This is a genomic window from Saccharicrinis carchari (assembly GCF_900182605.1).
GTDB classification, from domain to species: Bacteria; Bacteroidota; Bacteroidia; order Bacteroidales; family Marinilabiliaceae; genus Saccharicrinis; species Saccharicrinis carchari.
In genome coordinates, this window is the sequence record NZ_FXTB01000008.1 from 167,753 (window position 1) to 192,085 (window position 24,333).

A 24,333-nucleotide genomic window follows, 5' to 3' on the forward strand; every position below is an offset into this window, starting at 1 on the left:
ACATGTCAAACATTTAACCTGGTTTCTTATGATGCGATACCATTCTATCGAGAACGATCCGGAATACATCAATCTCCAAACCGAACTGATAAAACTGCAATATGATATTATTGAAAAAAAGGAACGTTTGCTCATCATATTCGAAGGTCGCGACAGTGCCGGAAAAGGCGGTGCCATCATGCGTTTTATCCGCTTCCTGAACCCAAGATTTTATAGGGTAGTTGCATTAACAAAACCTACCGATATTGAAAGACGGCAATGGTATTTTCAGCGTTATATTGAAAATCTACCCAATCCGGGCGAGATCGTTTTTTTCGATCGCAGCTGGTACAACCGCGCCGTAGTTGAACCCGTTATGGGTTTTTGTACGCCGGAACAATACAAATTATTCCTTAAACAAGTGGTATCGCTCGAAAACATGCTGGTGGAAGATGGCCTCAAAATCGTGAAACTCTGGTTTTCCATTGACCCCGAAGAGCAAAAACGGCGTCTCGAAGAACGGAAAATAAATCCCCTGATCCAATGGAAGCTGAGCACCGTTGACATGCAGGCTCAACTAAAGTGGGACGATTACACCTATTATAAAAACAAAATGTTTAAACATACCGGCACCCCGGAATCCCCTTGGGTATCTGTTAAAGGCAACAATAAGGATTATGCCCGAAAGGAAGCCATGCGGTATGTTCTAAATTCCATGTCGTACGCAAAAAAAGATAAGATTAGCACAAAAGACTTTATTACTTTGGTTGGCCAAGAATCAAACAACTATATTAACATAACATATTATGAACAAGGAATTAAGATTACTGATTATTGCAGTAGTAACAGGCTTTATAGCGGCATGCACAACCCATAAATGCCCGGAGCAGCCAATAGAGATTATCCCATACCCCAATAAATTGATAACGGGTGATGGCTGTGTGGATTTATCGCGTGGATTTTCGGTTATTGGAGAAACAGCTCATTCGGAATACCTTGCTGCCGAATTAGGCAAACAAGGAATTTCTCCTGGCAAAGGGGGTAAAATTATATTTTCATCTGCCGAGCAGCCAAACAATCTGGGCGACGAAGGATACCGTCTGGTAGCCAAGAAAAAAACAATTACAATTTCGGCCAATGGCGACAATGGCTATTTCTATGGTATCCAAACCTTATTACAAATGGTGAAGGGTACAAGTGTTGCAGCCGCAGAAATTGAAGATATTCCTGCATTTGGATGGCGTGCTTATATGCTCGACGAAGCCCGATATTTCCATGGCCAAGCCTTCGTTAAACAAATACTTGACGAGATGGCAAGGCTCAAAATGAATACCTTGCACTGGCACCTTACCGATGATGCGGGATGGCGGATTGAAATAAAAAAATACCCTAAATTAACCGAAATCGGTTCCGTAAGAAAAGATACAGAAACAGGAACCTGGGGAAGTGGCGAGACTGCCGGCGAAGCGCATAGCGGATTTTATACACAAGAACAAATAAAAGATATTGTTGCTTATGCCGCCGAAAGACATATAACGGTGGTTCCTGAATTTGAAATGCCCGGACATGCCAGCTCGGCCATTGCAGCATACAGCTGGTTAGGAACTGCCGGAAAAAAGATTGACGTACCCGTTACTTTTGGCCGTCATTACGATAATTATGATGTTACCAAACCAGAAGTTATTGAATTTATAAAAGATGTGTTGACAGAGCTATTTGCCTTATTTCCTTCTGAAGTAATTCATATTGGTGGCGATGAAGTGGGCTACAAAGTTTGGGAAGAATCAAAACATGTACAAAAATACATGAAAGAAAATGGAATCAATACACCGGCAGATTTACAGATTGCCTTTACCAATAAAATTTCAAAATTCATCGAAAGTAAGGGAAGAAGAATGATGGGTTGGAATGAAATTATGGGTAAGAATATTCATAAAGATTTTGCAGAAAAAAAACAAGATAAAGAAGCCGAAACAGAATTGGCCAAGAATGTAGTGGTGCATTTCTGGAAAGGCGACATTGAACTGATTACCGAAGCTGCCCAAAAAGGCTACAGCATTGTTAATTCCTTGCACTCAAACACATATTTAGATTATAGCTACAAAAACATTGACTTGAAAAAAGCATACGGATTTAATCCGATCCCTGATAATTTGGATGAAAAATACCATAAAAACATCTTTGGTTTAGGCTGTCAGATGTGGAGTGAGTGGACTCCCACAAACAAGGATGTTGAATACCAGACCTTCCCCCGGATAGCGGCTTACGCTGAAACAGGCTGGACAAGCAAAGACAATAAAGATTATAACAGGTTCCGGAAATCGATGGATAATATCACCCGCATTTGGGATAAGCTAAACATTAATTACGGCCCATTGGATATAAAGGAATAGGACAGATTGCCCTTGGAGAAATCAGTTTGGAACATTAGTGCAATGTGCCCGATTAGAGCCGATGCCTTATGTCCTATAAAAGTAATACTGCCGGTAGGGCCGGTCAAAAGGCGGGCCCTATAGGTAAGTGAACCAACTGATACTGTAACCCTTTATACTTTAATAGATAAGAACACACAATTAACATTGGTAAAAGCTTAATTTACAAAGATTAATGGAAAATCACCTAACCTACCTAACCCCAATCAAATGTGCCCGGTTACTTGTTACCCCTTCCGGTAATCTCTAAAAGCCCTTCCCTGAAGTTTCGGCCTACGGGTATTTTAACATTGCCCATCCGCAACTGGTGGGCCTCAATAACATTGATGTGCCGTATGGCCACAACATACGATTTGTGTACCCTTATAAAGTCCTTCGGATCCAGTATTTCGAATATGTCCTTCATGTTTTGTCGCGACAGAATTTTTTTATCCACGGTATGGAATAAAAGATAGTTCCCATCCTTTTCCAGGTATAATATGTCCTCAACGTTTATCTTGTATAGCTGTGGGCCGCTTTTAATATAAATGGTTTTATTGTTTTGGGCCTCGGTGGGGGTTTTCTTTTTCAGTTCATTTTCGGCATCAATTATTTTTTGAGCTTTGATAACGGCTTTTAAAAAACGTTGAAAGTCTATCGGCTTGAGCAAATAATCAACCGCATCGTAATCATAACTGTTTAACGCAAACTGGGGATAGGCCGTGGTAAATATAATCTTAGGTTTTGCGTTTAAAATGTCCAAAAATTCCAGCCCGCTTAACTTAGGCATATTAATGTCTAAAAGAATAAGGTTAACGGGGCTGTGCTGAATAAATTCGATGGCTTTCACCGGATCCCTAAAAGTCGCCTCCACCTCAATAATTTCCATATCGTCGCAATAGCGTTTTAAAACCTCAATTGCCTTTGGCTCATCGTCAATAATTACTGTTTTAATTTTAGCCATTTGTAGTAATTCTTAATTCAGCGGTAAAGTAACCATCTGTTTCATATATTTTCAGATGGTGTTTGCCGGGATAAATCAAATGTAGCCTCCGTGTAACGTTTTCAAGCCCTATACCGGCATTTTTATCCGAAATGCTATGCTGCTTAAAGGCCTTGTTCCTAATTTTAAAATAAATGCCATCGTGCAAAACTTTCAGCGTAATGTGTATCACGGAGCTTTCGTTTAAGCTGAATCCATGTTTAAAGGCATTCTCGACAAAGGGCAATAGAATCATCGGGGCAATACTGCATGCTCCAAACTCCCCTTTCTTTTCAAAATTAACCATCAACTCATCTTCTTCATCCAACCGTAATTGCTGAATCGCGATAAAGCTCTCGATATAATCCACCTCATTTTGCAGTAGCACAAATTCTGCATTGCTTTCGTACAGCATATACCGCATCAAATTCGACAACTCCTGAATACCCGCTGACAATTCGCTAATTTGATGCTTTTGGGCAATGGAGTACAAATTATTTAAGGTGTTGAACAAGAAATGGGGATTGATTTGAGATTTTAAAAAGCTCAATTCGGAACTGATATTTTCCTTGGCTATCTCATTTTTAAGCTTTTCGCTTTTGTACCACTCAATGGTAAAAGCATAGGCAAATGACAGCGCGATGTAAAAAACAAACAGCCCCATGTGCACCCCCATCGAAGGAAAATATAAGGTCCCATTTTTAATTTGTGGGTAATTCAAATATTTATTGAGCAGGATGTCGGATAAAACAAGCAGAAGAGTAAGTCCCCATATTTTAATGATATAGGGCACCAGCTTTTTATTAATGAAGTAAGTTTTTAAAAACACAAAAATATTGGAATAAAAAACAACTGCACTCAATACTACAGTGACTATGGTGGCTCTGATAAAATTATGCTTATACGTAACAACCACCTCCTCTGCCCCATCGGCCCTCTCGGCATAAACCTCTACGCTAGCTACTCCAAACACTTTGGAGATAACATATAACCCCAGTATCCAGAATAAAATATGACCCGATATGATTAAAACTTTCTTGTACATACCTCTAAATTAGGGACTTTCCTTTGGTATCTTGTCATTTTTTGATAGAATATCAGAGGAAAGAATATTCTCAAATGTAATTATTCAAAGTCAATATTATTGTTTGTTGGTACGAACAACCGAAATATGACATTAAACGTAAAGCCTCGGGTATTCGATTCCGGATTTCATTTTTCTGCATTCTAAATACATATTGGTCTCATACGTTTCATTTCTTTTTAATCAATATACTTTATCGTTAACATTGCTTACGCAGGAGGATGATTGCTTGGAGCGTTCTCCCGAATCGAGTTCAGGACAGCTCCGCCTGCGACAGGCAGCCACACGACCATTGAATTGACCAAAAGGAAATCATAAGCACCTTTAATGTTAGAGATTGGAAAAAAAAAAAAATAATCACATGACACGAGCCCCCGAATGGTCGGGGCGGGCTCCCGATGAAAGATCGGGACAGGTTATGAGAGTATCCTCTCACATTACTTGTCTCGCACAAGCGGAAGGGAAAACATTATTGGCGAGTTCCATCGAATACCAATAAGAACAAATATTTATAATGAGATGAAAAAAGTAAAAATAATTGGGTGTGCACTTTTGATAGCTGTTACCTTACACGCACAACAAGCGATGGAGAACATTGGAAAAAAAGTAGATGACTATTTATCCGGGGCAGAGCTTTATGGTTTTTCGGGTGCTATAATAGTTGCAAAAGACGGTCAAATCCTGCTAAATAAGGGTTATGGATATGCCCACAGGACAACAAAAACAGTGAACACCCCGAGTTCTGTTTTTTCAACCGGTTCTGTAACAAAACAGTTTACGGCCGCCGCTGTCATGAAACTCGAAATGATGGGCAAACTGAACACTGAAGATAAGTTACCCAAGTATTTCGACAACGTACCCGATGACAAAAAAAACATCACCATCCATCATCTGCTCACCCACACTGCTGGGCTGCCACCGGCTGTCGGTAACGATTTCGACCCTATTACCAAAGGTGAATTTATTGAAAAAGTTATGGCCGCAGAAACCAGGTTCCCGCCGGGCGATGACTTCGCATATTCTAATGTAGGCTACAGCCTATTGGCCCTCATCATCGAGAAGCAAAGCAAACTGCGATACGAAGCGTTTTTACGGAAATATCTTTTTGGCCCTGCCGGGATGCAACATACGGGGTACGGCTTGCCCAATTGGGACGACACCGCATTCGCCCATATTTACAATGGTGATAATGACAATGGCTCAACACGTAGATTCACCAAGCCTACCTGGCATTTGATGGGCAATGGCGGTATTTTGTCAACAACCGGGGATATGTATAAATGGGTTGAAGCCTTAAAAAACAATACGGTGTTAAACGAGGAAGCTACGAGGAAAATGTTCGTGCCGTTTAAAAATAATTACGCCTACGGTTGGGACGCTATCGACGGCGGTAACCTGAGGCAACACGACGGCGGCAGCACATTGGGCAACAGCGCCGAGCTAAGGTGGTTTGTAGAGGAAGACTTGCTTACAATGCTTTTTACCAATGCCACCATCAACGGTAATTTAGGCTTTTCGGTTGTCAGGGACGACATTGAAGCCTTGACTTTTGGCATCGAAATTCCTTTACCACCCAAAATACATCCGGTGGCAAGGGATCTTGAACCTTACATCGGGACCTATCAGTTTCCATCCGGCCAAACGTTTAGCATATCGGGCGACGCGCACAGTATATATTTGGAGGTTGACAACCAGGAGCTGTACGACCTGCTGCTCGACCCGGATAACTACAAGCCAGGAGGGGTAAATATAGTGCCAAACAAAAAAATTGAAAAAGCTTTTGAAAGAGCTTTAAGTGATGGCGATTTCCAGGGCTTTGAATTCATAGGGGCCTCGGCAACATTGCAAAAAGAGATTAGCACAGAAATAGAAATGGAAGGGATGACCAAGCCCAACTACAAATTGATAAAAACCGTACCTTCGCAACATGGCGACAATAGGTATATAACCCAGGTAGCGTTGAGCGATGATAAAAACTTTGAGGGCGAAAGTATGATTCTAAGCATTGTTACGGAAAATTTTAAATTTGCAGGCTTGGGGATTGACTTTGGTTCTGTAAGCCCTTTAAAACTGCAATTATATCCCATTGCGGAAAATAAATTTCAAGCATATAGTTTACAATCTAAAATGGGAGCCCGCATAGAAATAGTGGGCAAATCTGACAATAATTATGACTTTACCGTTGGAAACACCACGGTTTCGTACATCAAAAAAAAAAGGGATAAAATAAACTCTTCCTCAGTTACCCCGCCAACGGAAATCATCCACTCCGAATTTCAAAAATAAAAACCGACCTAAATCGAGATATGATTAGAGAATATATCCTTGATTAGAGCTGTTAGGCATGAAAGTAGCCGTTATCGATAATGGTTGGAGTGAACTAAAATTTGTTTACCGGACGAAGGACAGAAAATAAAATGTGGGTTGTACCGGATTGGAACCAGTAACCCCTACCCTTTTGAGATAATACTCGCAGTCTGTCGGCCGGCAAATGTGAACCAACTGAGTTGTCAACCCTTTTCATTCGGTTTACAAAAACAGTAAATTATCACATAACAAACGATATTTTTTAACCTTCACACCAATACAAGTGAACGCTGAATATATGCCCACTTATTTGGCATGACAAATACATATTCTTTTAAATATTCCTTTATAGGTAAGAAACAAAGTCAGGTAGTTTATCCTACCTAACTAGCAGCCTATTTCGACACTCTATTATTTTGAAGCGTTAAAATAAACTCTATATTTACACCGTAACAAAAAAACAAAGCTTAAACAATAATAACTATGTCTGATTTAACATTTAAAATTGAAGGAGCGGCCCAAAGCCCGACAAAATTTATCGCCAATGCAAGGCAATTCAAACTTACACTTGACGAACCACCCGAACTTGGAGGTGAGGATGCAGGCGCCAATCCTGTTGAATACCTTTTGGCCGGTTATGCCGGATGCCTAAACGTGGTAGCTCATCTTACGGCTCGCGAATTGGGTATAAAACTCGAAAAGCTAAAAATTGAGATACAGGGCAATCTGAACCCAGCCCGTTTCTTAGGAGAATCCAATGAAGAAAGAACCGGTTTTAAAAATATCGATGTGCAGTTTTCGCCTGTCACCGATGCGGCACCGGAATTAATAGAAGAATGGATTTCGGCAATCAAAAACCGTTGTCCGGTAAACGATAACCTGGCAAACCCAACTCCTTTATCTTTTAATATTGTACAGGAAGGGGTGCTTGTGTAAGATACTAGATCCCGGCATTTATTTTACTTGGCTAAGCCCATTGATAATTTAATAGTGGCAATTGAATGAATGGCTGGCAGGAAAAAAGCTTGGCTAAAAAAAATGCCGGGGCTATTTGAAGTAAAAGCAACCAAAAAAATTATTAAATCAAAAAAAGTGGGTTGTACTGGATTCGAACCAGTGACCCCTACCCTGTCAAGGTAATGCTCTAAACCAACTGAGCTAACAACCCTTTTTTTTGACCCGAAAAAGTATAATAATCAAGCAAGTAGAATAAAACTTAGCATCATGTATTTCCAGGAATTAGTATTTTATGATAATGTATTCAAGTATTTCATCAATTCAGCTAAATGGGCAATCACTTCAACGACCATACTTTAATCACAATTAACAAAACCCTTACCCCGCATATCATGAGCCGTTAGCTTATGCCCAACTTAACACCAGATTCTACCATGCAAATAAACCACTGCCGCTATAACCATATCAGGCACCGGCTTAGCTTTTTAAAATATGGGTTGTTAAGTTTTTAATACTGGACTCAATACCCTCAAAAGGCCTGCCATTGCCCTGGCTGTCGTCTTCCACAAAAATATATTGGGTGCCCGCCACATCGCGCGCTTCCATAATCCGCTTAAAATCGATTACACCTTCCCCCACGCTGCACATGTCGGTACCTTTTGTTTCGTGCATGGAATCCTCTTGGTTACGCATGTCCTTAATGTGCAACAACTGGAACCTACCTGGATATTTTTCAAATATTTCTACCGGGTCGTGCCCTGCTTTGTGTGCCCAAAAAACATCCAGTTCCATGGTTACTAAATCAGGATCCAGCCTGGGCATAAACAAATCATAATAAGGGACAATACCATCCATGGGCTCAAACTCAAAGTCATGGTTATGGTACCCAAACTGAATACCTACATCCTTCATAATTCCGCCTACTTTGTTCCATTCCTCTATTAAACGTTTATAGGTCTCAACATTACGGTCGGATTGGTTTACCCAGGGCTGAACACAATATTTCACATCCATCCGGGCATGAGCCTCGGCCATCCTTTTAGCATTATCGAGTGTAATACCTTTTGCCTCCACCTGCGTATGGCTACTAATGGTTTCCATGCCCAAATCAGACACCATCTTTTTAAACTCAGCCGGTGCCAAACCATAAAACTTTCCATCCGCGTAATTGGCCAGTTCAAGATATTTATAACCAAGATCCGAGACTTTTTTTAATGAACCTTGCAAATCGGCTTTTATAGCATCGCGGATGGTATAAAGTTGCAGGCCAACACCATAACTCTTACGATCTATTGTTGAGCTTGCGCAGGCCGATAATGGCCCAAGTAATAACATGCTGGCAGAACCTGCTGCTGTAATCTTTAAAAATTCTCTTCTTGTTTTCATGGCAAATCTAATTTGAAAACAATAATACAAAACATTATCGACAAAAAAGTCATTCTCATCCGTGTAGTTTTTTTTACATTTTTCTAAAAGACACATTGCAAATGTTAGAAAATAAACACCAGCTTTGTTAAAACAATATACACTTAGCCTACAAGAAACTACAGGCTAATAAACGCAACACCGAAGTTTTATTAATTTATGCCGAAACGCAAAACGAAAAAGACAAGATGCCTTAGCAGTATGCTTACAATTGTTTAAATTTGATTCGGGAAAGAGCAGGTCTGGAAAATTTACAATCGCTAACAAAGGAAGAGTTTCGTGAGGCAGTATGGAAAGAACGGTATTTTGAATTAGCCTTTAAAAAAAAGAATTGGTTCGACATGGCACGAGCCGTGAGAAGATACCCCATACGAGGATAATTATTATTGCGGCGAGTTCCAATTGACAATTGAAAGAATAATTGAAACATATAAAAATATTGAATACTTTTGATGCGATATTCATTAAAGGCATTTAATATTGATTGCCTGATGCATCAATACAAAATTTCAATAAACACATTAATAATACCTAACGTTATGAAAAAAATAACTCACGGGATAGCATCCCTTATTGTTGCTTCAATTTTATTTTTCGCTTGTACAAGCAAGCAAAAATCAGATAAAGAACTACCTCGTATCGCAATTGCCGGACTGTTAATTGAATCAAGTACATTTTCACCGGCCGTAACGCACGAAGATGCTTTTCGTACATTTACCGGAGACAGTATTTTTAATTTATATTCTTTTTTCTCGCCCGACTCGCTCATTATAAACGAAGCTATTTGGCTACCTACATTGCGGGCCAGTGCCACACCAGGTGGAATCGTTACGCGCGAAGCCTATGAATCCTTAGTACAAAAAACACTAAACCGACTTGAGGACGCACTTCCTTTAGATGGTCTCTTTTTCGACATACATGGCGCTATGAGTGTGCAGGGTTTAGACGATCCCGAAGGGGACTTTATAGTACGTATAAGAGAGGTAATAGGAACAGATGTTGTAATCTCTACTTGTATGGACTTGCACGGAAGTGTTACACCTCGATTGGCACAGAATACTGATTTAATAACATGCTTCCGCCTGGCACCCCACGAAGATGCCCTTGAGTCAAGAAGAAGAGCGGTGACCAACCTACTCTCAAGGCTTAAAAGTGGCAAGGGCAAACCTGCTTACAAAGCATGGGTTCCCGTTCCTATTCTTTTACCCGGCGAAAAAACAAGCACACGGGTAGAGCCGGGAAGAAGTTTGTACGCTGCTATACCATCGGTACTGGACAACAACAATGTGATTGACGCATCCATCTGGATGTCATACCCTTGGGCCGATGAACCACGTAATCACGGCGTGATTGTAACTTATGGCGATGACAAAGAAGCAGTAGGCAAAGCTGCGGAAAAGTTAGCTGAGCATTATTGGAGTGTGAGGCACGATTTTGAATTTGTTGCGCCCACAACCACCTGGGAGGAAGCTTTGCAGAAAGCGATAGCAAGCAATAAGAAACCTTTTATCATTAGTGACATGGGGGACAATCCTACTGCAGGAGGCGCTGGTGATGTAACCTGGACACTTACACGGATATTGGAAAACCCTGAGTTTAAGAAAAGCAATGGAAAATCAATTATTTACGCATCCATACCTGGAGAGGCTTTTGTAAACCGAGCCGTTGAATTAGGTGTAGGTGGACAGATAGACGCAACTGCAGGAGCCGAAGTAGATAACCGATATGCGCCTCCTGTTCGTATAAAGGGAACTATAACCGCAATTGAGCACAAAGAGGGAAGGGATCAAGTGGAAGTAGTAGTTAAAAGTGGCAATGCTTCTGTTATCGTAACTAAGAAACGTACCGCATATCATTACGAAAAAGCTTTTACACGCTTAGGACTTAATCCGCGGGAAACTGATATTGTAGTAGTTAAAATCGGATATTTGGTTCCCGAATTATATAACATGCGTGCCGATTGGATAATGGCTTTAACACCAGGCGGGGTAGATCAGGATTTAATGCGATTAGATTACAAACGCATCAACCGGCCAATGTTTCCGTTGGATAAAGATATGCCTGACCCCGATTTAAGTGCACAATTTATTCCCTTATCAAATAATATTAAAAGATAAACAAGAGAGGGACTGTCTCAAAAGTCAAAAATATTTTGACGTAACTTACAAATTGCAAGTACCATGTAAATGGCTCTTCCCTTTGTTCCTGAGAACAAGGGAAAGTACGCCGACAGAGGCGGTGGGATGGGAATAGCAAGGTGACCTCACCTACAATCTGTAAGTTTAAATGTTAAATAAAACACTTTTGAGACAACCTCATACGCTTGTATTCTATTTCGATATGCTTTTTTAAACCAAATGTGTAATTTATTATGAGCCATAGGAAACCTTTTTTCAAATTTGTTATTTTATTTTTTTATATCGCTTTTGCTTGTAAAGCAGGAGCCCAGGAAAACACCAATCCAAGAGCCGAGTGGTTTACCGATTCCAGATTCGGCATGTTTATCCATTGGGGTATCTACAGTGGCATCGAAGGCATTTGGAAAGGCGAAAAGATACGGCACGACAACGATTATGCAGAATGGATATATTACCGAAATCGTATTGACAAGCAGGAATATGTTAAAATACTGGATCGCTTTAAATGGAACGATATAAATCCTGAAGAGTGGGTTATTTTGGCAAAAAAAGCCGGGATGAAGTACGTCACCTTTACGGCAAAGCACCATGATGGTTTTGCATTATGGGATAGTAAAGTAGGCAATTATGACCTGGGAGACCACAGCAAGCCCAAAAGAGATATCGTAAAAGAACTGGCCGAAGCTTGCGCAAAACACGACATGAAACTAGGTTTATATTACTCGCACTGGGTAGATTGGGAACACCCTCACGGTTGGGATCACTCCAGGGAAATATACGGACTCTCCGAAGATAAATACGATGAATACTGGCAAGACAAAGTTATCCCACAGATGCGCGAGCTCCTGACCAATTATGGCGAGATAAGCCTGATATGGTTTGATATGTGGATTCATCACTCAGAAGCCGTGGTAACAAAAAAACAGCTTTTACAACTTAAAAGCCTTATCCGCGAACTACAGCCCGGGTGCTTAATAAATTCTCGCTTAGGCCTTTCCATCGAAGAAGACAGCGACATAGACTACAAAACGCTACTAGACAACCAATTAGGCGAAAGTAAAGAAAATTTTCCATGGCAAACCCCGGCAACAGTAGCACATTCCTGGGGCTTTCATGCTATGGAAAACCAATGGAAATCAACAAGCACTTTGCTAAATAACCTCATAGGAAATGTTAGTCTTAACGGGAATATGATGCTTAATATAGGCCCCCGCGCCAACGGAGAAGTACCACACGAAATTGCCCAACGCCTTAATGAAATGGGCCAATGGCTTTTGGTTAACGGAAATTCGATATATGGTGCGCAAGCTTTCGATCTGGATAAAAACATGCATGATTGGGGCAATATTACCTGTAAGAAATTGAACGATGGTAAAACGCTTGTTTTTCTCCATGTAAATAATTGGCCGCTCAACAAGCAACTACCGGTTAGCGGCATAAAAACCAAGCCTTCAAAAGTTTATCTTTTGGCCGACAAGCAAAAAACGGCATTAGATTTTAGTTTTAACACGGTGCTAACCAATATAAATCTACCTGAAAAACAACCTGACAATTACATTTCTACCGTAGTTTTAGCGTACGACACTTATCCCATTACGGATGCCAATCTGGTTGCAAAATCTACTTATGGAGGTTATAGTCTTACACCAAAAAATTTGTCCATACCCATTCATGATTCTCTTATCGTAGATGCACAACGTTATGGTACCATCCCAAGCTATGTAGAGATAAATGAGCGTACCGGCTTAAAATGGCGCATTTATGTGGAAAGACCTATGTCCTTTCATGCTGATGTTTCCTACAACTCCCAAAGTAAACAAAACAAAGGCACAATAAGCATCCATGCGGCCAACGACAAAATAAGCGAAAAAATCAGACCGACCGGGAGAGTCGTAGGCGAACCAAATTCCGATTGGCATATTGACAGCTTTAATTCTCACCGGATTGGCCGTATAGATTTTCCCGCATCGGGATATTATGATATTAATATAAACATTGCGCCCACCAATGGACAATCCATCGATTTCCAATGGTTATGGTTAGATGAAATAAAAACAGATTAATATTAGCGAACCGGACTACATTAGAAGCATCTCCATTGAACCATTAAACTCCTTATTTTACCTGTTATAATAAAACCATAGCGCTGCCTGTTCCTTTTCGTAACAACAGGCTGTGCTATGGCAAAATATAAATAAGGGTTCATGTTCATAAATGCTTATTACAATCCTACGAATGATTTAGTAACCATTGGTGCTTTTAAGCACCACGCAGTGGGCAAGCTCCTAAAAATGCTACAATTGGGCGCTGCGGAACTTTCCCAAGTACATGCATGCCGGATATGGAGCCGCAAAGTCCTTATTTTGGATGGAGTATAATACCTGCGTCGTATCAATTATTTCCTTCATTCCTACAAGTGGATGGGCAGTTGATGTAATGCATAAAAACACGCTGTATTTATTGATTTGATGTTGCTTTTGCAATAGTAGTATTTTCCTCCTCCATGGGTACGAAAAAAAAGTCGTTGGCAACTTTAACTTTACTGAGGCGCTGTTTTAGCAGGTCGTCGTTTTTATCTGTCAACCCACGCTCAAACCCTCTGACAACTTCATCGACAAAGTGAGTGGATAATTCGGGCAAATTTTCCTTAAATTTAGCCACAGGTCGAAAAACCCAATTCACGGGCACAATCTCTTCCCTTATTTCAGGCGATTAAAAAGAGCACCTATAAAAATACAGAATCATCCCGTACTAACATATGCTATATATACTGCTTATCAGGCACATGTAAAGGTTGTGCTTACCTATTGGAAATCTGTGATGGCTTCCATCATCTCCATGAATTTTGGATTGGCCATTTCAAGAACAACCGTATTGCCGGCAGAATCTTCTTTTACTTCGATATTATTTTTAAGAACAACACTGGCATGGGATACATCATCGCTCTTAGGGATGATGTATAATATAAATCGATCCGCCGGCGTTTTTGCTTGTAGAGCCCAGATTCCATTTATATCGGCAGTAGTATCACATTCGGAATGGGCTGCGAAAACCCTTACCGGAAAAGGATTATTGGCATCATATTCATCCATCAGATCGTCTGTTTCTTTTATCAACCGTGCCAGTTCCTGCGCACCATCCATATCTATACAGGCATATCGGTAAGGATTTAGACCTACCAAGGGTTTCTTTTCGTTAAACTTATCCAGCACATCTGCTGCATATGTCCGTAGGATTCTCTCCTTCAGCTCACCAAACAAGCCCATTGGTCCTCCGGCTAAATCCAGCGCTGCGGAAAACAAATACAATTGACCATTAATTTTAGGATTTATACAGGCCATGTAAAAACTCAGTGTTCCCCCTGTTGATAAACCTCCAATAGAAATATTTTTTGCTGATGCGGCCGCGGTGTTAATGGCAAACCGTACGTTTGCCTTCCACTCCTTTAATTCAACACCTTCCATACCCATAGGCTTTTTTAGGCCATGAAAATGGAGCAGTGGCAAGTATACATTGTAGCCCAGCTTATAAAAATGATCGGCAATGGCTGTCATAAAGTACGGGGAATCGCTTAATCCGTGAATCAGGACAATGGCCTTATCCGTTGAGTTGTGCTCCATAATCCTTGGAAAACAGCCCGCACGTATTAATTCGGGTGAGAAATAATCAAATTTCTTATAGTAGCCAAACCATTGGTTTGAGCCGTTATTGATGCCGTTCTGACTCATATTGTTACGCATTAAATTGTTTAAACCTACCTGTAAGACTGTATCGTTCTCCATTACTCCGGATTATAAAACAATACCAGAGAACCAATCTTTCCAATTTCGCCGGGTATAGGAGATATAGGCTAATTCTTTTCTTTGTTCTTTATCTTGTTGAGATAAACTTAATCCACGTTTAGATAAAACGAAGTATTTACTTTTTTCCATTATGTCGCAGTTACCCATGGATTTACCCAATGAGATTAAGAATTCTGTCTCCCGTAACCCCACAACCAATCCTGAATCTTTAAGCCATTGCATATATGTTTTTAAACGAGGGAGTAATATATCCGTGATTTTTTCTGTAAGACTACTATTACTTTCGTCATTTAACGTAATATCTCTGTGCCAGTTAAATAAACTGGTGCGTTTTTGAATAGTTGTGTTATCTTTTAAAAACGCGATAATAGCATCCATATGGGGCATTCCGGGTGCAACACATGGAAGAGGCAATAAAAGGCTAAGCACAGTATCCCACCCGGGAGTGAGAACGCTTGTTATATTTTCCCGGTAGAGCTTGGTAACTGCATCTATTTTTTGCTCTTCTATCAACTTGGTAGTATCCCGGGTTTTCTTGTCAATGTCCTGTAGCCACTTGGATACATTGCTATCATTTAGCGGAGGTACAAGTGTACATATTTGAAACAAAGCCGAACCGTATTTTTCAGCTTTATCTTGTCCCCAATTCTTGAATACGTCACCACCTTCTTTAAACGTATTAATTAATTCAGATGAGTCCGGCACGAGAAGCACCTCGGCGGGCGTAACAATTAATCCGGCATCTTTTAATTTTTCAAGTATATCCTGTGGAATAAATTCTTGCGCTTTGTAACCTACATAGCCCGGGGCTAACTCCGGAGGCCGCAAGTAAGCCTCTACAACGGGATACACAATTTTATCGAAATAAAATAAATCTGTTATATCCATCATCCCTGGCCCGTGGACAAGAATTCGTTCTGAGGTATTCATTTGTTATTTTTTGAATGATGGTTTTTAGGAGGTTCCGACATTTTTAAGGAAGGTTTATACACCTCGCCCGGTAAGTATTTTTTCCATTCCCCTTCGGTTAAAATCCTGCTAAGGCGGGATGCGCTAGCTTGAATCAGGTCGCTAGGGTGCCATAGCCAAATACGAGCCGTTAAATCCCAGCTTGAAGTAGCTATATATCTGCCATCCGGGCTAAAGTCGGCATCTGTTATGTTGGGATTATCATGGGTAAGACGTGAAACCTCTTCACCAGTGCTGAGTTCCCAAATTCGTGCTGTATCGTGATCGCTAACGGTCAGTATGTACAGACTATCCGGACTAAAGACCATGCTAAATATCTTTCGATCGTGTTGAAGCAAGGCTACCTCTTCCTCATTGTCATGGGTAAGAATCTGCACTCCACTTTTATGCCTAACAGCAATCAATTTTCCATTTGGGCTTATAACCCGGTTTTTAGACTTTTTTCTATGTTCAACAACAAGATCCTTTGCATAAGTGGCACCATCTATTTCGTTTTCATCAACGGATACCTTTTCAACGAGTTGTTCGGTCGTCCAGTCAATTAGTGCATAACTGCGCTTAAACTGATCCTGTCGGGCTTCTGTAGCTATCAGGTGATTATTATCCGGACTAAAAGCAACGCCAAGTACAGCAACCTGATGACGTAGTAGTCGTGCTTCACGTAAATGTTGAGTTTCCCATAGCGTAAATGTGTTTTTATTGCTAAAAGTAAACACATACCGGCTATCACCGCAAAATTGCACCACTTCAAAAGGTTCCGGGTGAACAAGCCGGGCTTCCTGTTTTCCGTTGCCAACATTCCAAACGTAAACTACATTCGCTTTATCTTTTGTTAATAGATAGTCCCCTTTGGGGCTGAATTCCAGCTCCCCTACTTCCGCATTATGCCTAAGGTTATGAACTACTGATAATTCGGGCAGCTTCCAAATCCGGGCAAAATGTTCAGGCGAAGCAATGGCCACATATTTATGGTCATTACTAAAAGTCAGCTTGGCAGCATTGGTGGCCAAATTAATAGATTCTTGCTTAAAAACATCCCATAGCACGGCAGTGTAGCTCATCGCGCTGCTTATGCCCAGGAACCTGCCGTCGGGGCTGTACTCAACATGGTTACCATTGTTTCCGAAACGTCCGATGACTTTTTGTTTGCGCCAATCCCAGCATTGTGTTTCGCTCATAACCGGCTGGGCAACGAGTATTTCGCCGTTTGGGTCAAATGCCATGGAAACAATTATTTGCGCATGATCCTCATTTCTTAACTCAACTGGTTCTGCATCTGCATTAATATCCCACACAGCAAGGTTAATGCCGAGGGAGGCCGCAAGGTATCTGCCATTTCGGCTAAAACAAATTGTACGAATAGGGGATACGGCAAAGCTGGTCTTCAATGTCCAAACATCATTATTACTTAAATTCTTAAGATGAAGGCAGCCATTCTCACCACCCACAGCCAACCATCTCCCGTCATGGCTGAACTTAAGGCAGCTAACTGCCCCCCACAAAGCAGGATCCTTTTTTACTTTTCCGTCCCGAAGGTCCCATTGGTACAAATGCCCCTTTATATCAGCAAAAGCCAGCGTAAAATATTTTTGACTAACAGAGATAGCTTTACGCTCAACATCATATTTGGCCTTGTAGTTCACCAGGGGTTTTGCCATAATTGACAAGCCCTGCCTAATGGCCTGGTCGGCCTCGAGGGATCTAAGATTAATTTTTTGGAAGCGAGCCATGGATTCCACAGCCAGCAGCAATCCCCGATCGCTTAATGCAGGTGAATCATGCTGTATGATCAGTTGACCCTGGGCGGCTAATTGCCGGGCTATTGATTTGGTATAAAGTTTCTCCCACTTTTCGGCTTCTTTCAGATGGTAGGCTTCGCTCTCATGAATGTACTTTATTTGTAGCTCAGAAGGACCGGGATTCATACCAGCCCCTTTTTCTACCCAGGCGCGGGCAGCCTCCAACTCGGGCCGAGCCAGAAAAATATCCTTTCCTGCTTTCCATTTTTGAGCTCCGCGAAGATATTCGGTTCCCTGCTTGTACCATTTTTGCTCGTTACGGATGGTTGATGCAATTACGTCGAATTTTTTATTGTTATCGAGGGAATCCATTCGCAACCATTGGCGTTCGGACAACGCAGTATTTAATTTTTGATTTTGACGTAATGTTTTAAACAAAATAGGAATAATACGTTTGTTGTTCTTTACGGCCCAGTTAATTTCCAGGTCGCAAAACGCTGAATCAACCGAATGGGGACTTATTATAAAGATAAAATTATCAGAATCAATAATCGCGTCCCGGAGTTCGTTGCGCCATATCTCCGCAGGGGGTAAATCTTTTTGGTCGAGCCAGCAGCTTAGTTCCTTTGTTCCGAGGTATGCCATAAGTTGGTTTACAAACTGACGGTCGTTCCGCGAATAGGATATAAACGCATCATACATGGGGCGATTTTTAAAGTGGAATTTAATATACTGTTACCCGGGAAAATACTCCTTTAATGCTATTAACGGCTTCATTTCAGTGTTAAACAACGCCCCCTTTACATAAGGAAAGGAGAAAACAAGGCCGGTTTTATAAATATGATTCTTAAGATAATCTATGTATTCAGGAAACATGGTAGTTATTTGCAAAGATGGCATAATATCGTTTGGCGAATCGGAATTTAATGCCTCAATTAGGCGGCCGTTATTACCATCAATCACTATATACATCTGCTTATCCGGTAAGGATGCTATAAATTCTTTTTGTACCCACACCGATTGTATCGATTCTTCCGTAACATCTGCCAGAAAACCGGTGCAATTTTTCCTACCCTGGTTCACAGCCATAAAAATATCATCACCGGGCACTATATCTAATTCCGACATCCAAATATTAATCCCTTGACAGTATAGATAATCTCTCATATACAAGGCTCTATCTCTGTTTTTATGGCTATGAGATAAGAATAAGCGCGGATAATTTTCGAGATAAGCCGGAAAGTTTTTATCGGGTTCATCCAGACGCGTATAATCATAAAGCTTTTCTATATCCGGAATATTATTAACATGTGCCCATATCATATCCAGGTTTCGTTTACTTGGATAATGGGAATAACGTATTTTTAGATTTTGCTTATCAACATTTGAGCAGTATTCGAGTAATATTTGTCTTAAATAGCTTTCCTGAACATTGAACTTTTTTGCCAGGACACCTACTGATTTCCATGGTTTATCCGGATTCAGGCTGGCCAGGTCATTGACAACTTTTTTCAGTATGTTTTCTTCAACAGGATTCATTGCGACAATTGTATAGCGCTCATTTAAAATATTATAATAATTTACCCATCGTCTTCGCTATCTTTTTTCCGTCTGGATTCCGCCCACTGTCCGATTTCAGCTTTTAGAATGCGCTCGCAATTATCTAACAATAGGGTAAAGGCCTGTTTGCTATCTACATAAATTCCGGAGCAGGTTTTAAACTGAGCCAAAATGGATTCTAAATCGTGGTAGGTACTTCTATAGCGTATCCAGTTCTCCTGAAACTTGTATAAAGCAAGCAATCCGGCTACTATAGCAGATGTACCACCAAGTATGGCGACCAGCCATTTCAATGGATCAGTATCATCGCTAATAAATCCGCTAAAAACAGGAACTAGTGCGGCAGAAAGAATAGCAATAGCCTGAAAAACATAAAAGCGATTACGATTTTTGTTTGCTTTATTCTTGAAATCATCAATCCGAGGCTGTATGCGATTGTTGATGTAAGATTCCTGTTCCCGGGTAAGCGTCGTTGTGGGGTTTATTTCTTCGTACATACGCTCAAACACCTGTTTTTGAATGGCATATCCATCCCCCCCTTCTTCTCTATCAAAAATAAGGTAATCTCCCGCTTTATAATCGGTAGAACCCTCCAGGGTTTTTATTGATCCATCTTCGGTGGCCACTTCGGCCCATATTTCTCCAATCTTATTGTAAACTCCCGGGCTTACGCGTTGATAATTGTCAATGAAGTATTTTTTATCTACCGTATAAGTGTCTCCACTGTTGTTGATAAGCCAATCGCCCGGTTTGCATTTTTGTTTACCGCCCCACTTTTCATATTCAATCCTCTCGAAGTTTAAATCTAATTGAACAGCCGTTACAAAATATTTTGGACGCTTTTTATATAACTTTCTCATTTTAAAGATGCTATTAACTTATAAATGTCAAAGGTCTTTACCTATATTAATAAGGATGAAATTCCAAGCCCCAACTTACGATCTCTAAGCTCTACTGCTTTATGCTCTGCTTTTTTTACTATCATTTCCAGGTTAGAAATTAAATCATTGATATCGGTGTAAGAAATCGGTTTTAAATAACCCGGGTTTTCATGATGTTTTCTGAGAATAGCAGGCTCAGTTTGTTTAGAGTCAATGATAGGTATCACCGGAAGAGATGGGTTGACCGGTATGATTTCCTGGAGCTCGTTAATCACAATTTTTGCGTCTGAAAGATCTGCAATAACAAATCGCGACATACGTGCCAACAAACCAACGGTTTCTATCATGGAACGTCCATCCGGGAACTCAAAATCAAAAATGATTGCTACAAGATTATGTTTTCGTAATTCATCACGCAATTTATCTAATACTTTTTTTCTGTTTTCGGTAAAGCGCCCAAGAATAAGAACCAACTTCGCTGTTGTAGCATTAATAACATCCCTAACTTTTTCAGGATCTAAAAAAAGATTAATATACTGAGCCGCTTCGAGGTTATCTATAAGAATTGGCGCTTCCCATGTCATGGCCGGATCATTCACGCGTAACATACTTTGCAATGTGTTTGTATTTTTGCTTACATTCCACGCCGATATTCCGTATACCTCGCAGTTTTGTAGAATAGCGTCCTCAATGCACACGTCAACCAGTCGGGAACGGGTTAATCGGGTTTTAATCAGTTTTGCACCTCTCAGATTTGCCTGATACAAGTCAACCTCATATAAATCGGCACCCCTTAGATCTGCTTCTTCAAGGTCAACCCTCCTAAAATTGGCTTTTAAAAGTGAGGCATTTCTAAAATCTGAATATCGCAAGTCAGCATTTTCAAAAGAAACCCCCGACAGATCAGCATCTGCGAAATTTATATATCTTAAATCAGTTTTATGTCCCTTTTTAACAGGTACTTTTTTATCCCGTACAATGCTCTGCAGAATAGCTCGTGAAAGATCAGGTTTTATACCAGGGTTTGAGCTACGCCATTTGTTCCATGCTTTAACTCCTTGTTTTAAAATTTCAATTGCGTGATTATCCATTGCAAAGTTTTTTATAAAAAAACACAATTGCCCTATAAAACATTTGCATCTGCGTTTATGTAAGTTTTAATAAATCCTTGCTGCCTGCACATGCATCCAATCAAAGTTGCGCTGCCTGCCAAGGCTAACCCAGCCTTCTTGTTCCCATATTTGCCACCATTTGTTGTATTCCGGTTTCGCAAATTGAGCGCGGTCGCGTCCCCAGCGTAGTTTATTGTTTGAGGGGTCATAATCCATGGCTATGCCCCAACTATGCATCGATGGTTTACTCCCACCGCGTATGGACCTATCGTTAAAACAGCCACCCCACCTATCAAGTCGCATTTTTTTTATTTCCTCCAAACCATAATGTTCGCGAACCGTAACAAGAATTTTCTCTAAGCTTTCCTTTACCTTTTTGTGGCATTGAATTTTTTTGGCCTGCTGCGCTGTATTCCAGGATAAAAAATGAGGATAAGGCGGAGTTAGGTAGCTAAGATTTTTTCCTTTCTCCCCAAAAAAGGAATAAAATGCCTCCGAATATTGTTTTGGCCAAGATATGGATGGTTGCTCATTAATTTCCTCAGGACGCCAATGCTCTTCTGTTTTTCCTTTGGTTAAAATTTGATAAAGCAACTCTGCTGCATATTCTGTTTGTGGCCCCCAATAACCATCCAACTCCCCGGTTTCGATGTGTTGTTCTTTAGCCTTTAGTTGAATAAAGCCGATGGCCTTTTGTTCTGAAGTCCAGTTTGTTTTTATCCCTTCATATTGGGAAATAACGATCAACGATGATTCTTTTAGGATTCCATCCGGTACACCCGTATACTTCTCATCCATTTTTAATAATTGCTGAATAAGTCTACTTCTCACTTTAACATCGTCAAAATCAATTTCAGGGCTAGGAGGCTCGGGTGTGGTAGGTTGTTGTTTAATGGGCATGTAGTATATCCAGCCTTTTACAAATAACCACCTCGAATCGTTATTTAAAGAAGGGTTAAATTCAATTACCTTACTTTTAAAAGCCGGCCAATCCATAGTATCCTGATAGTACCTTTCCCAAACCTCCCAACGGGAACCACTTAAGTCCGTGCGTTTATCTGTCCAAAATATGCTCATCGTTGTTAACGTTTTTTTCTTCCGAATAATTTGAATATGCCACGAATAATTGTACCTGCAATTTTTGCAGCTCCACCAATTGGAGTATGCCCAAGAATTGTTTCACCAACATCCAGTATTTTTTGGATTTTACTACTTACCGATTTTCCATCCTTATCTTGCTGTGCACCTTTAAATAAGGATTTTAAATCTTCAAAATCAACATCTTCGGGCAAGGCTTGTTTTATTTGATCTCCTAAAACACTATCAATTAATCCCTTTTTTGCGTTATCAATAAACTTATTAAAAGTGCTTTGATCCTCTATTCCATTTTTTTCGAAAATAGATTTAAATAGCAAGCCTTTCTCTTCTTCGGTTCCCAGCAAAAGACTTTCAATTACCTCAGGAGCCTTTATTTTTTCTCTAATGCTATCATTCAGTTTTGCTCCTATTTTAATGGCAGATGTTTCGAATAGTGCTTTGAAAAAGGGTTTATCACCTCTATTGTTTAAATCTTTTACGATATCATTGATGTCACTGTTTTCAATTTCAATACCCAAAAAACGTTTTCGTAAAGCAGGAAGAAGCTTTTCATTTCTGTCCTTTACTTTGGCTTGCATCCTGACTATGGATTCAATTAACCTTTCATTATCGCCCGGAATATCATTTACAAATGAATTATTAAAGGTGGATAGTGCATCTTCTAATTTATCCTCAATGTCATTCTTCTTTTCTTCATCAAATGCAGAGTAAAACCTTTCAGCCTCATCGTATTCCAAGAGTAGGGTATCTATACGCTCCTTTACACGTTCTATTGTTATTAACGCATCTTTGAAGCTACCCGCTTGCGCCTGAGCATCAGCATTGACCATACTATCTTCTAAACCTTTAATTATGTACTCATTGGTTTTAATGGCCTTTAAATCACCAATCCTGCTTTGAATTTCACGGGAGTAGTCATCATATCTTTTTCTGTTTTTATTCGTTTCTTCGTTGGCTTTAATTTGTTTGTTGTCTAACGCCATGCGCTTAGCCTTTCGGGCCAATTCTATTGCCTCGTTATAAAAAGCAATAGCTTCCCCGGTTCTTTGGGCATTCTCTGCTGAGCTAATTTTTTCTTTAGCTTGATCATAGAGCTCAGCGGCATACACATCTGACTTTGCGTTTTTGGCTTCTGACAAAGCAAATTTTGCTTCTTGCTTTTTAACCACTTCTTGCTTTGTTTTACCAAGCATTGCATTAATCACATTTCTTGTTTGATCTTCGCTTTTTGAAAAGTAATAACCAAAAACAAGCGATACAATAATTTTAAAAGCATCCGGAACCTCTTCAAGGGTACCATAATAAAAAACAGATGAAATAAATGTAGTAGCTACGATAATGGCAATAATTCCTCTTAATGATCCTTGAGGAAGCCCTAGGCTTTGACGCATTAAAAAGTCAGTAACTTCCATTATATCACCATCCTTGTCGGCTCTTTCAAGCATCTTGTCTTTGGATTTATTAGCTATAATTAGCAATATTATTAGGAGTGTTATTATAAATAATAATACAATTCCGGCATAATAAATACGGTTCATACTGGATTTATTTTTTTCTAATTCCAGGTCAGTATCTTTCTTTACCAGCTTTTGCTCCAAGTCTTGCTTTTCCTGTGATAATTCAACAATCTTAACACTATCACGAATGTTTCTTTCAATGGATTGTGATGTGGCTTGCGTAAAACTTGAGAAAATCACCAAGGCTGCAATTACCGATATTATAATTTTAATAAAAAAGCTGTGCATGATGCTTTAATTAATGTGATTTAGTATTACTAGAGATGCAGTAAAAATGTAAGCGTCCGAGCAAGTACACCTATTTTATCTGATACATTTTAAGTACCTGTTGCTATTACGCTCTGGGATTCCAGTTTCCCGGCAGTAGCTCA

General features: G+C 40.2%; 19 protein-coding genes, 1 tRNA gene and 1 pseudogene. 8 read left to right on the plus strand and 13 right to left on the minus strand.

All coding sequences use genetic code 11. The annotated features are described in order from the left end of the window. Positions 1–28 precede the first annotated feature (28 nt). Complete coding sequence (gene ppk2 / locus FN809_RS14140) at positions 29–856, plus strand: polyphosphate kinase 2 (protein WP_221929433.1); 828 nt, start codon at positions 29–31, stop codon at positions 854–856. Continuing rightward, positions 786–2,372 carry a beta-N-acetylhexosaminidase gene (locus tag FN809_RS14145; protein WP_142534177.1) on the plus strand — a complete coding sequence of 529 codons (1,587 nt, stop codon included), beginning with the start codon at positions 786–788 and terminating at the stop codon, positions 2,370–2,372. The genes ppk2 and FN809_RS14145 overlap by 71 nt, the downstream gene beginning before the upstream one ends. 259 nt (positions 2,373–2,631) lie before the next feature. Here the strand turns inward: FN809_RS14145 and FN809_RS14150 are convergent, their stop codons facing one another. Both FN809_RS14150 and FN809_RS14155 read right to left on the minus strand, forming a co-directional pair. Further along, positions 2,632–3,354 carry a LytR/AlgR family response regulator transcription factor gene (locus tag FN809_RS14150; RefSeq protein WP_142534178.1) on the minus strand — a complete coding sequence of 241 codons (723 nt, stop codon included), beginning with the start codon at positions 3,352–3,354 and terminating at the stop codon, positions 2,632–2,634. Beyond that, complete coding sequence (locus FN809_RS14155; protein WP_142534179.1) at positions 3,347–4,417, minus strand: sensor histidine kinase; 1,071 nt, start codon at positions 4,415–4,417, stop codon at positions 3,347–3,349. Before FN809_RS14155 ends, FN809_RS14150 begins: the two co-directional genes overlap by 8 nt. Before the next feature lie 400 nt (positions 4,418–4,817). Between FN809_RS14155 and FN809_RS17780 the strand changes: the two genes are divergently transcribed. The 3 genes from FN809_RS17780 (at position 4,818) to FN809_RS14165 (ending at position 7,699) form a co-directional block, all read left to right on the plus strand. Beyond that, positions 4,818–4,955 carry a hypothetical protein gene (locus FN809_RS17780; RefSeq protein WP_185957567.1) on the plus strand — a complete coding sequence of 46 codons (138 nt, stop codon included), beginning with the start codon at positions 4,818–4,820 and terminating at the stop codon, positions 4,953–4,955. A gap of 20 nt (positions 4,956–4,975) precedes the next feature. Beyond that, complete coding sequence (locus FN809_RS14160) at positions 4,976–6,742, plus strand: serine hydrolase domain-containing protein (protein ID WP_142534180.1); 1,767 nt, start codon at positions 4,976–4,978, stop codon at positions 6,740–6,742. Between the two features lie 504 nt (positions 6,743–7,246). Then, entirely contained in the window at positions 7,247–7,699 is a 453-nt protein-coding gene (locus FN809_RS14165) for an OsmC family protein (RefSeq protein ID WP_142534181.1), read from the plus strand. Between the two features lie 157 nt (positions 7,700–7,856). Here the strand turns inward: FN809_RS14165 and FN809_RS14170 are convergent. Both FN809_RS14170 and FN809_RS14175 read right to left on the minus strand, forming a co-directional pair. Next, a tRNA-Val gene (locus FN809_RS14170) sits at positions 7,857–7,931 on the minus strand. Positions 7,932–8,197: 266 nt separating this feature from the next. Further along, the gene (locus tag FN809_RS14175) at positions 8,198–9,106 is read right to left on the minus strand and encodes a sugar phosphate isomerase/epimerase family protein (RefSeq protein ID WP_185957568.1); all 909 of its coding nucleotides are present in this window, start codon (positions 9,104–9,106) and stop codon (positions 8,198–8,200) included. A 254-nt stretch (positions 9,107–9,360) separates the two neighbouring features. Between FN809_RS14175 and FN809_RS14180 the strand changes: the two are divergent. The 3 genes and pseudogenes from FN809_RS14180 to FN809_RS14190 form a co-directional block, all read left to right on the plus strand. Then, positions 9,361–9,525: pseudogene (locus FN809_RS14180) on the plus strand (RagB/SusD family nutrient uptake outer membrane protein); the annotation flags it as partial. A 159-nt stretch (positions 9,526–9,684) separates the two neighbouring features. Further along, a complete protein-coding gene (locus FN809_RS14185) occupies positions 9,685–11,262 on the plus strand; it encodes a M81 family metallopeptidase (protein ID WP_142534184.1) in 1,578 nt (525 codons plus the stop codon). A gap of 254 nt (positions 11,263–11,516) precedes the next feature. Continuing rightward, complete coding sequence (locus tag FN809_RS14190) at positions 11,517–13,346, plus strand: alpha-L-fucosidase (RefSeq protein WP_142534185.1); 1,830 nt, start codon at positions 11,517–11,519, stop codon at positions 13,344–13,346. Between the two features lie 394 nt (positions 13,347–13,740). Here the strand turns inward: FN809_RS14190 and FN809_RS14195 are convergent, their stop codons facing one another. The 9 genes from FN809_RS14195 to FN809_RS14235 form a co-directional block, all read right to left on the minus strand. Further along, the gene (locus tag FN809_RS14195) at positions 13,741–13,923 is read right to left on the minus strand and encodes a hypothetical protein (protein WP_142534186.1); all 183 of its coding nucleotides are present in this window, start codon (positions 13,921–13,923) and stop codon (positions 13,741–13,743) included. 164 nt (positions 13,924–14,087) lie between these two features. After that, positions 14,088–15,065 (minus strand): alpha/beta hydrolase, encoded by a 978-nt coding sequence (locus FN809_RS14200; RefSeq protein WP_221929434.1) that lies wholly within the window; start codon positions 15,063–15,065, stop codon positions 14,088–14,090. Between the two features lie 9 nt (positions 15,066–15,074). After that, complete coding sequence (locus FN809_RS14205; protein WP_142534187.1) at positions 15,075–16,016, minus strand: hypothetical protein; 942 nt, start codon at positions 16,014–16,016, stop codon at positions 15,075–15,077. After that, a complete protein-coding gene (locus FN809_RS14210; protein WP_142534188.1) occupies positions 16,013–18,496 on the minus strand; it encodes a TIR domain-containing protein in 2,484 nt (827 codons plus the stop codon). The genes FN809_RS14205 and FN809_RS14210 overlap by 4 nt, the downstream gene beginning before the upstream one ends. A gap of 33 nt (positions 18,497–18,529) precedes the next feature. Next, positions 18,530–19,333, minus strand: coding sequence for a toll/interleukin-1 receptor domain-containing protein (locus tag FN809_RS14215; protein WP_142534189.1), 804 nt, complete (start codon positions 19,331–19,333; stop codon positions 18,530–18,532). Between the two features lie 41 nt (positions 19,334–19,374). Then, the gene (locus FN809_RS14220) at positions 19,375–20,214 is read right to left on the minus strand and encodes a DUF4231 domain-containing protein (protein ID WP_142534190.1); all 840 of its coding nucleotides are present in this window, start codon (positions 20,212–20,214) and stop codon (positions 19,375–19,377) included. A 41-nt stretch (positions 20,215–20,255) separates the two neighbouring features. Then, positions 20,256–21,326 (minus strand): pentapeptide repeat-containing protein, encoded by a 1,071-nt coding sequence (locus tag FN809_RS14225; RefSeq protein WP_142534191.1) that lies wholly within the window; start codon positions 21,324–21,326, stop codon positions 20,256–20,258. Between the two features lie 66 nt (positions 21,327–21,392). Next, a complete protein-coding gene (locus FN809_RS14230; protein ID WP_142534192.1) occupies positions 21,393–22,424 on the minus strand; it encodes a M15 family metallopeptidase domain-containing protein in 1,032 nt (343 codons plus the stop codon). Between the two features lie 5 nt (positions 22,425–22,429). Further along, a complete protein-coding gene (locus tag FN809_RS14235; protein ID WP_142534193.1) occupies positions 22,430–24,190 on the minus strand; it encodes a DUF4398 domain-containing protein in 1,761 nt (586 codons plus the stop codon). Between the last annotated feature and the right edge of the window lie 143 nt (positions 24,191–24,333).

What these genes read in the sequence shown, in the direction of transcription:
- ppk2 (WP_221929433.1), top strand. Translation starts at nt 29, where the DNA reads ATGATGCGATACCATTCTATCGAGAACGATCCGGAATACATCAATCTC.
- FN809_RS14155 (WP_142534179.1), bottom strand. Translation starts at nt 4,417, where the DNA reads ATGTACAAGAAAGTTTTAATCATATCGGGTCATATTTTATTCTGGATA.
- FN809_RS14150 (WP_142534178.1), bottom strand. Translation starts at nt 3,354, where the DNA reads ATGGCTAAAATTAAAACAGTAATTATTGACGATGAGCCAAAGGCAATT.
- FN809_RS14185 (WP_142534184.1), top strand. Translation starts at nt 9,685, where the DNA reads ATGAAAAAAATAACTCACGGGATAGCATCCCTTATTGTTGCTTCAATT.
- FN809_RS14145 (WP_142534177.1), top strand. Translation starts at nt 786, where the DNA reads ATGAACAAGGAATTAAGATTACTGATTATTGCAGTAGTAACAGGCTTT.
- FN809_RS14205 (WP_142534187.1), bottom strand. Translation starts at nt 16,016, where the DNA reads ATGAATACCTCAGAACGAATTCTTGTCCACGGGCCAGGGATGATGGAT.
- FN809_RS17780 (WP_185957567.1), top strand. Translation starts at nt 4,818, where the DNA reads ATGACACGAGCCCCCGAATGGTCGGGGCGGGCTCCCGATGAAAGATCG.
- FN809_RS14210 (WP_142534188.1), bottom strand. Translation starts at nt 18,496, where the DNA reads ATGTATGATGCGTTTATATCCTATTCGCGGAACGACCGTCAGTTTGTA.
- FN809_RS14200 (WP_221929434.1), bottom strand. Translation starts at nt 15,065, where the DNA reads ATGGAGAACGATACAGTCTTACAGGTAGGTTTAAACAATTTAATGCGT.
- FN809_RS14220 (WP_142534190.1), bottom strand. Translation starts at nt 20,214, where the DNA reads ATGAGAAAGTTATATAAAAAGCGTCCAAAATATTTTGTAACGGCTGTT.
- FN809_RS14165 (WP_142534181.1), top strand. Translation starts at nt 7,247, where the DNA reads ATGTCTGATTTAACATTTAAAATTGAAGGAGCGGCCCAAAGCCCGACA.
- FN809_RS14235 (WP_142534193.1), bottom strand. Translation starts at nt 24,190, where the DNA reads ATGCACAGCTTTTTTATTAAAATTATAATATCGGTAATTGCAGCCTTG.
- FN809_RS14160 (WP_142534180.1), top strand. Translation starts at nt 4,976, where the DNA reads ATGAAAAAAGTAAAAATAATTGGGTGTGCACTTTTGATAGCTGTTACC.
- FN809_RS14225 (WP_142534191.1), bottom strand. Translation starts at nt 21,326, where the DNA reads ATGGATAATCACGCAATTGAAATTTTAAAACAAGGAGTTAAAGCATGG.
- FN809_RS14190 (WP_142534185.1), top strand. Translation starts at nt 11,517, where the DNA reads ATGAGCCATAGGAAACCTTTTTTCAAATTTGTTATTTTATTTTTTTAT.
- FN809_RS14230 (WP_142534192.1), bottom strand. Translation starts at nt 22,424, where the DNA reads ATGAGCATATTTTGGACAGATAAACGCACGGACTTAAGTGGTTCCCGT.
- FN809_RS14175 (WP_185957568.1), bottom strand. Translation starts at nt 9,106, where the DNA reads ATGAAAACAAGAAGAGAATTTTTAAAGATTACAGCAGCAGGTTCTGCC.
- FN809_RS14215 (WP_142534189.1), bottom strand. Translation starts at nt 19,333, where the DNA reads ATGAATCCTGTTGAAGAAAACATACTGAAAAAAGTTGTCAATGACCTG.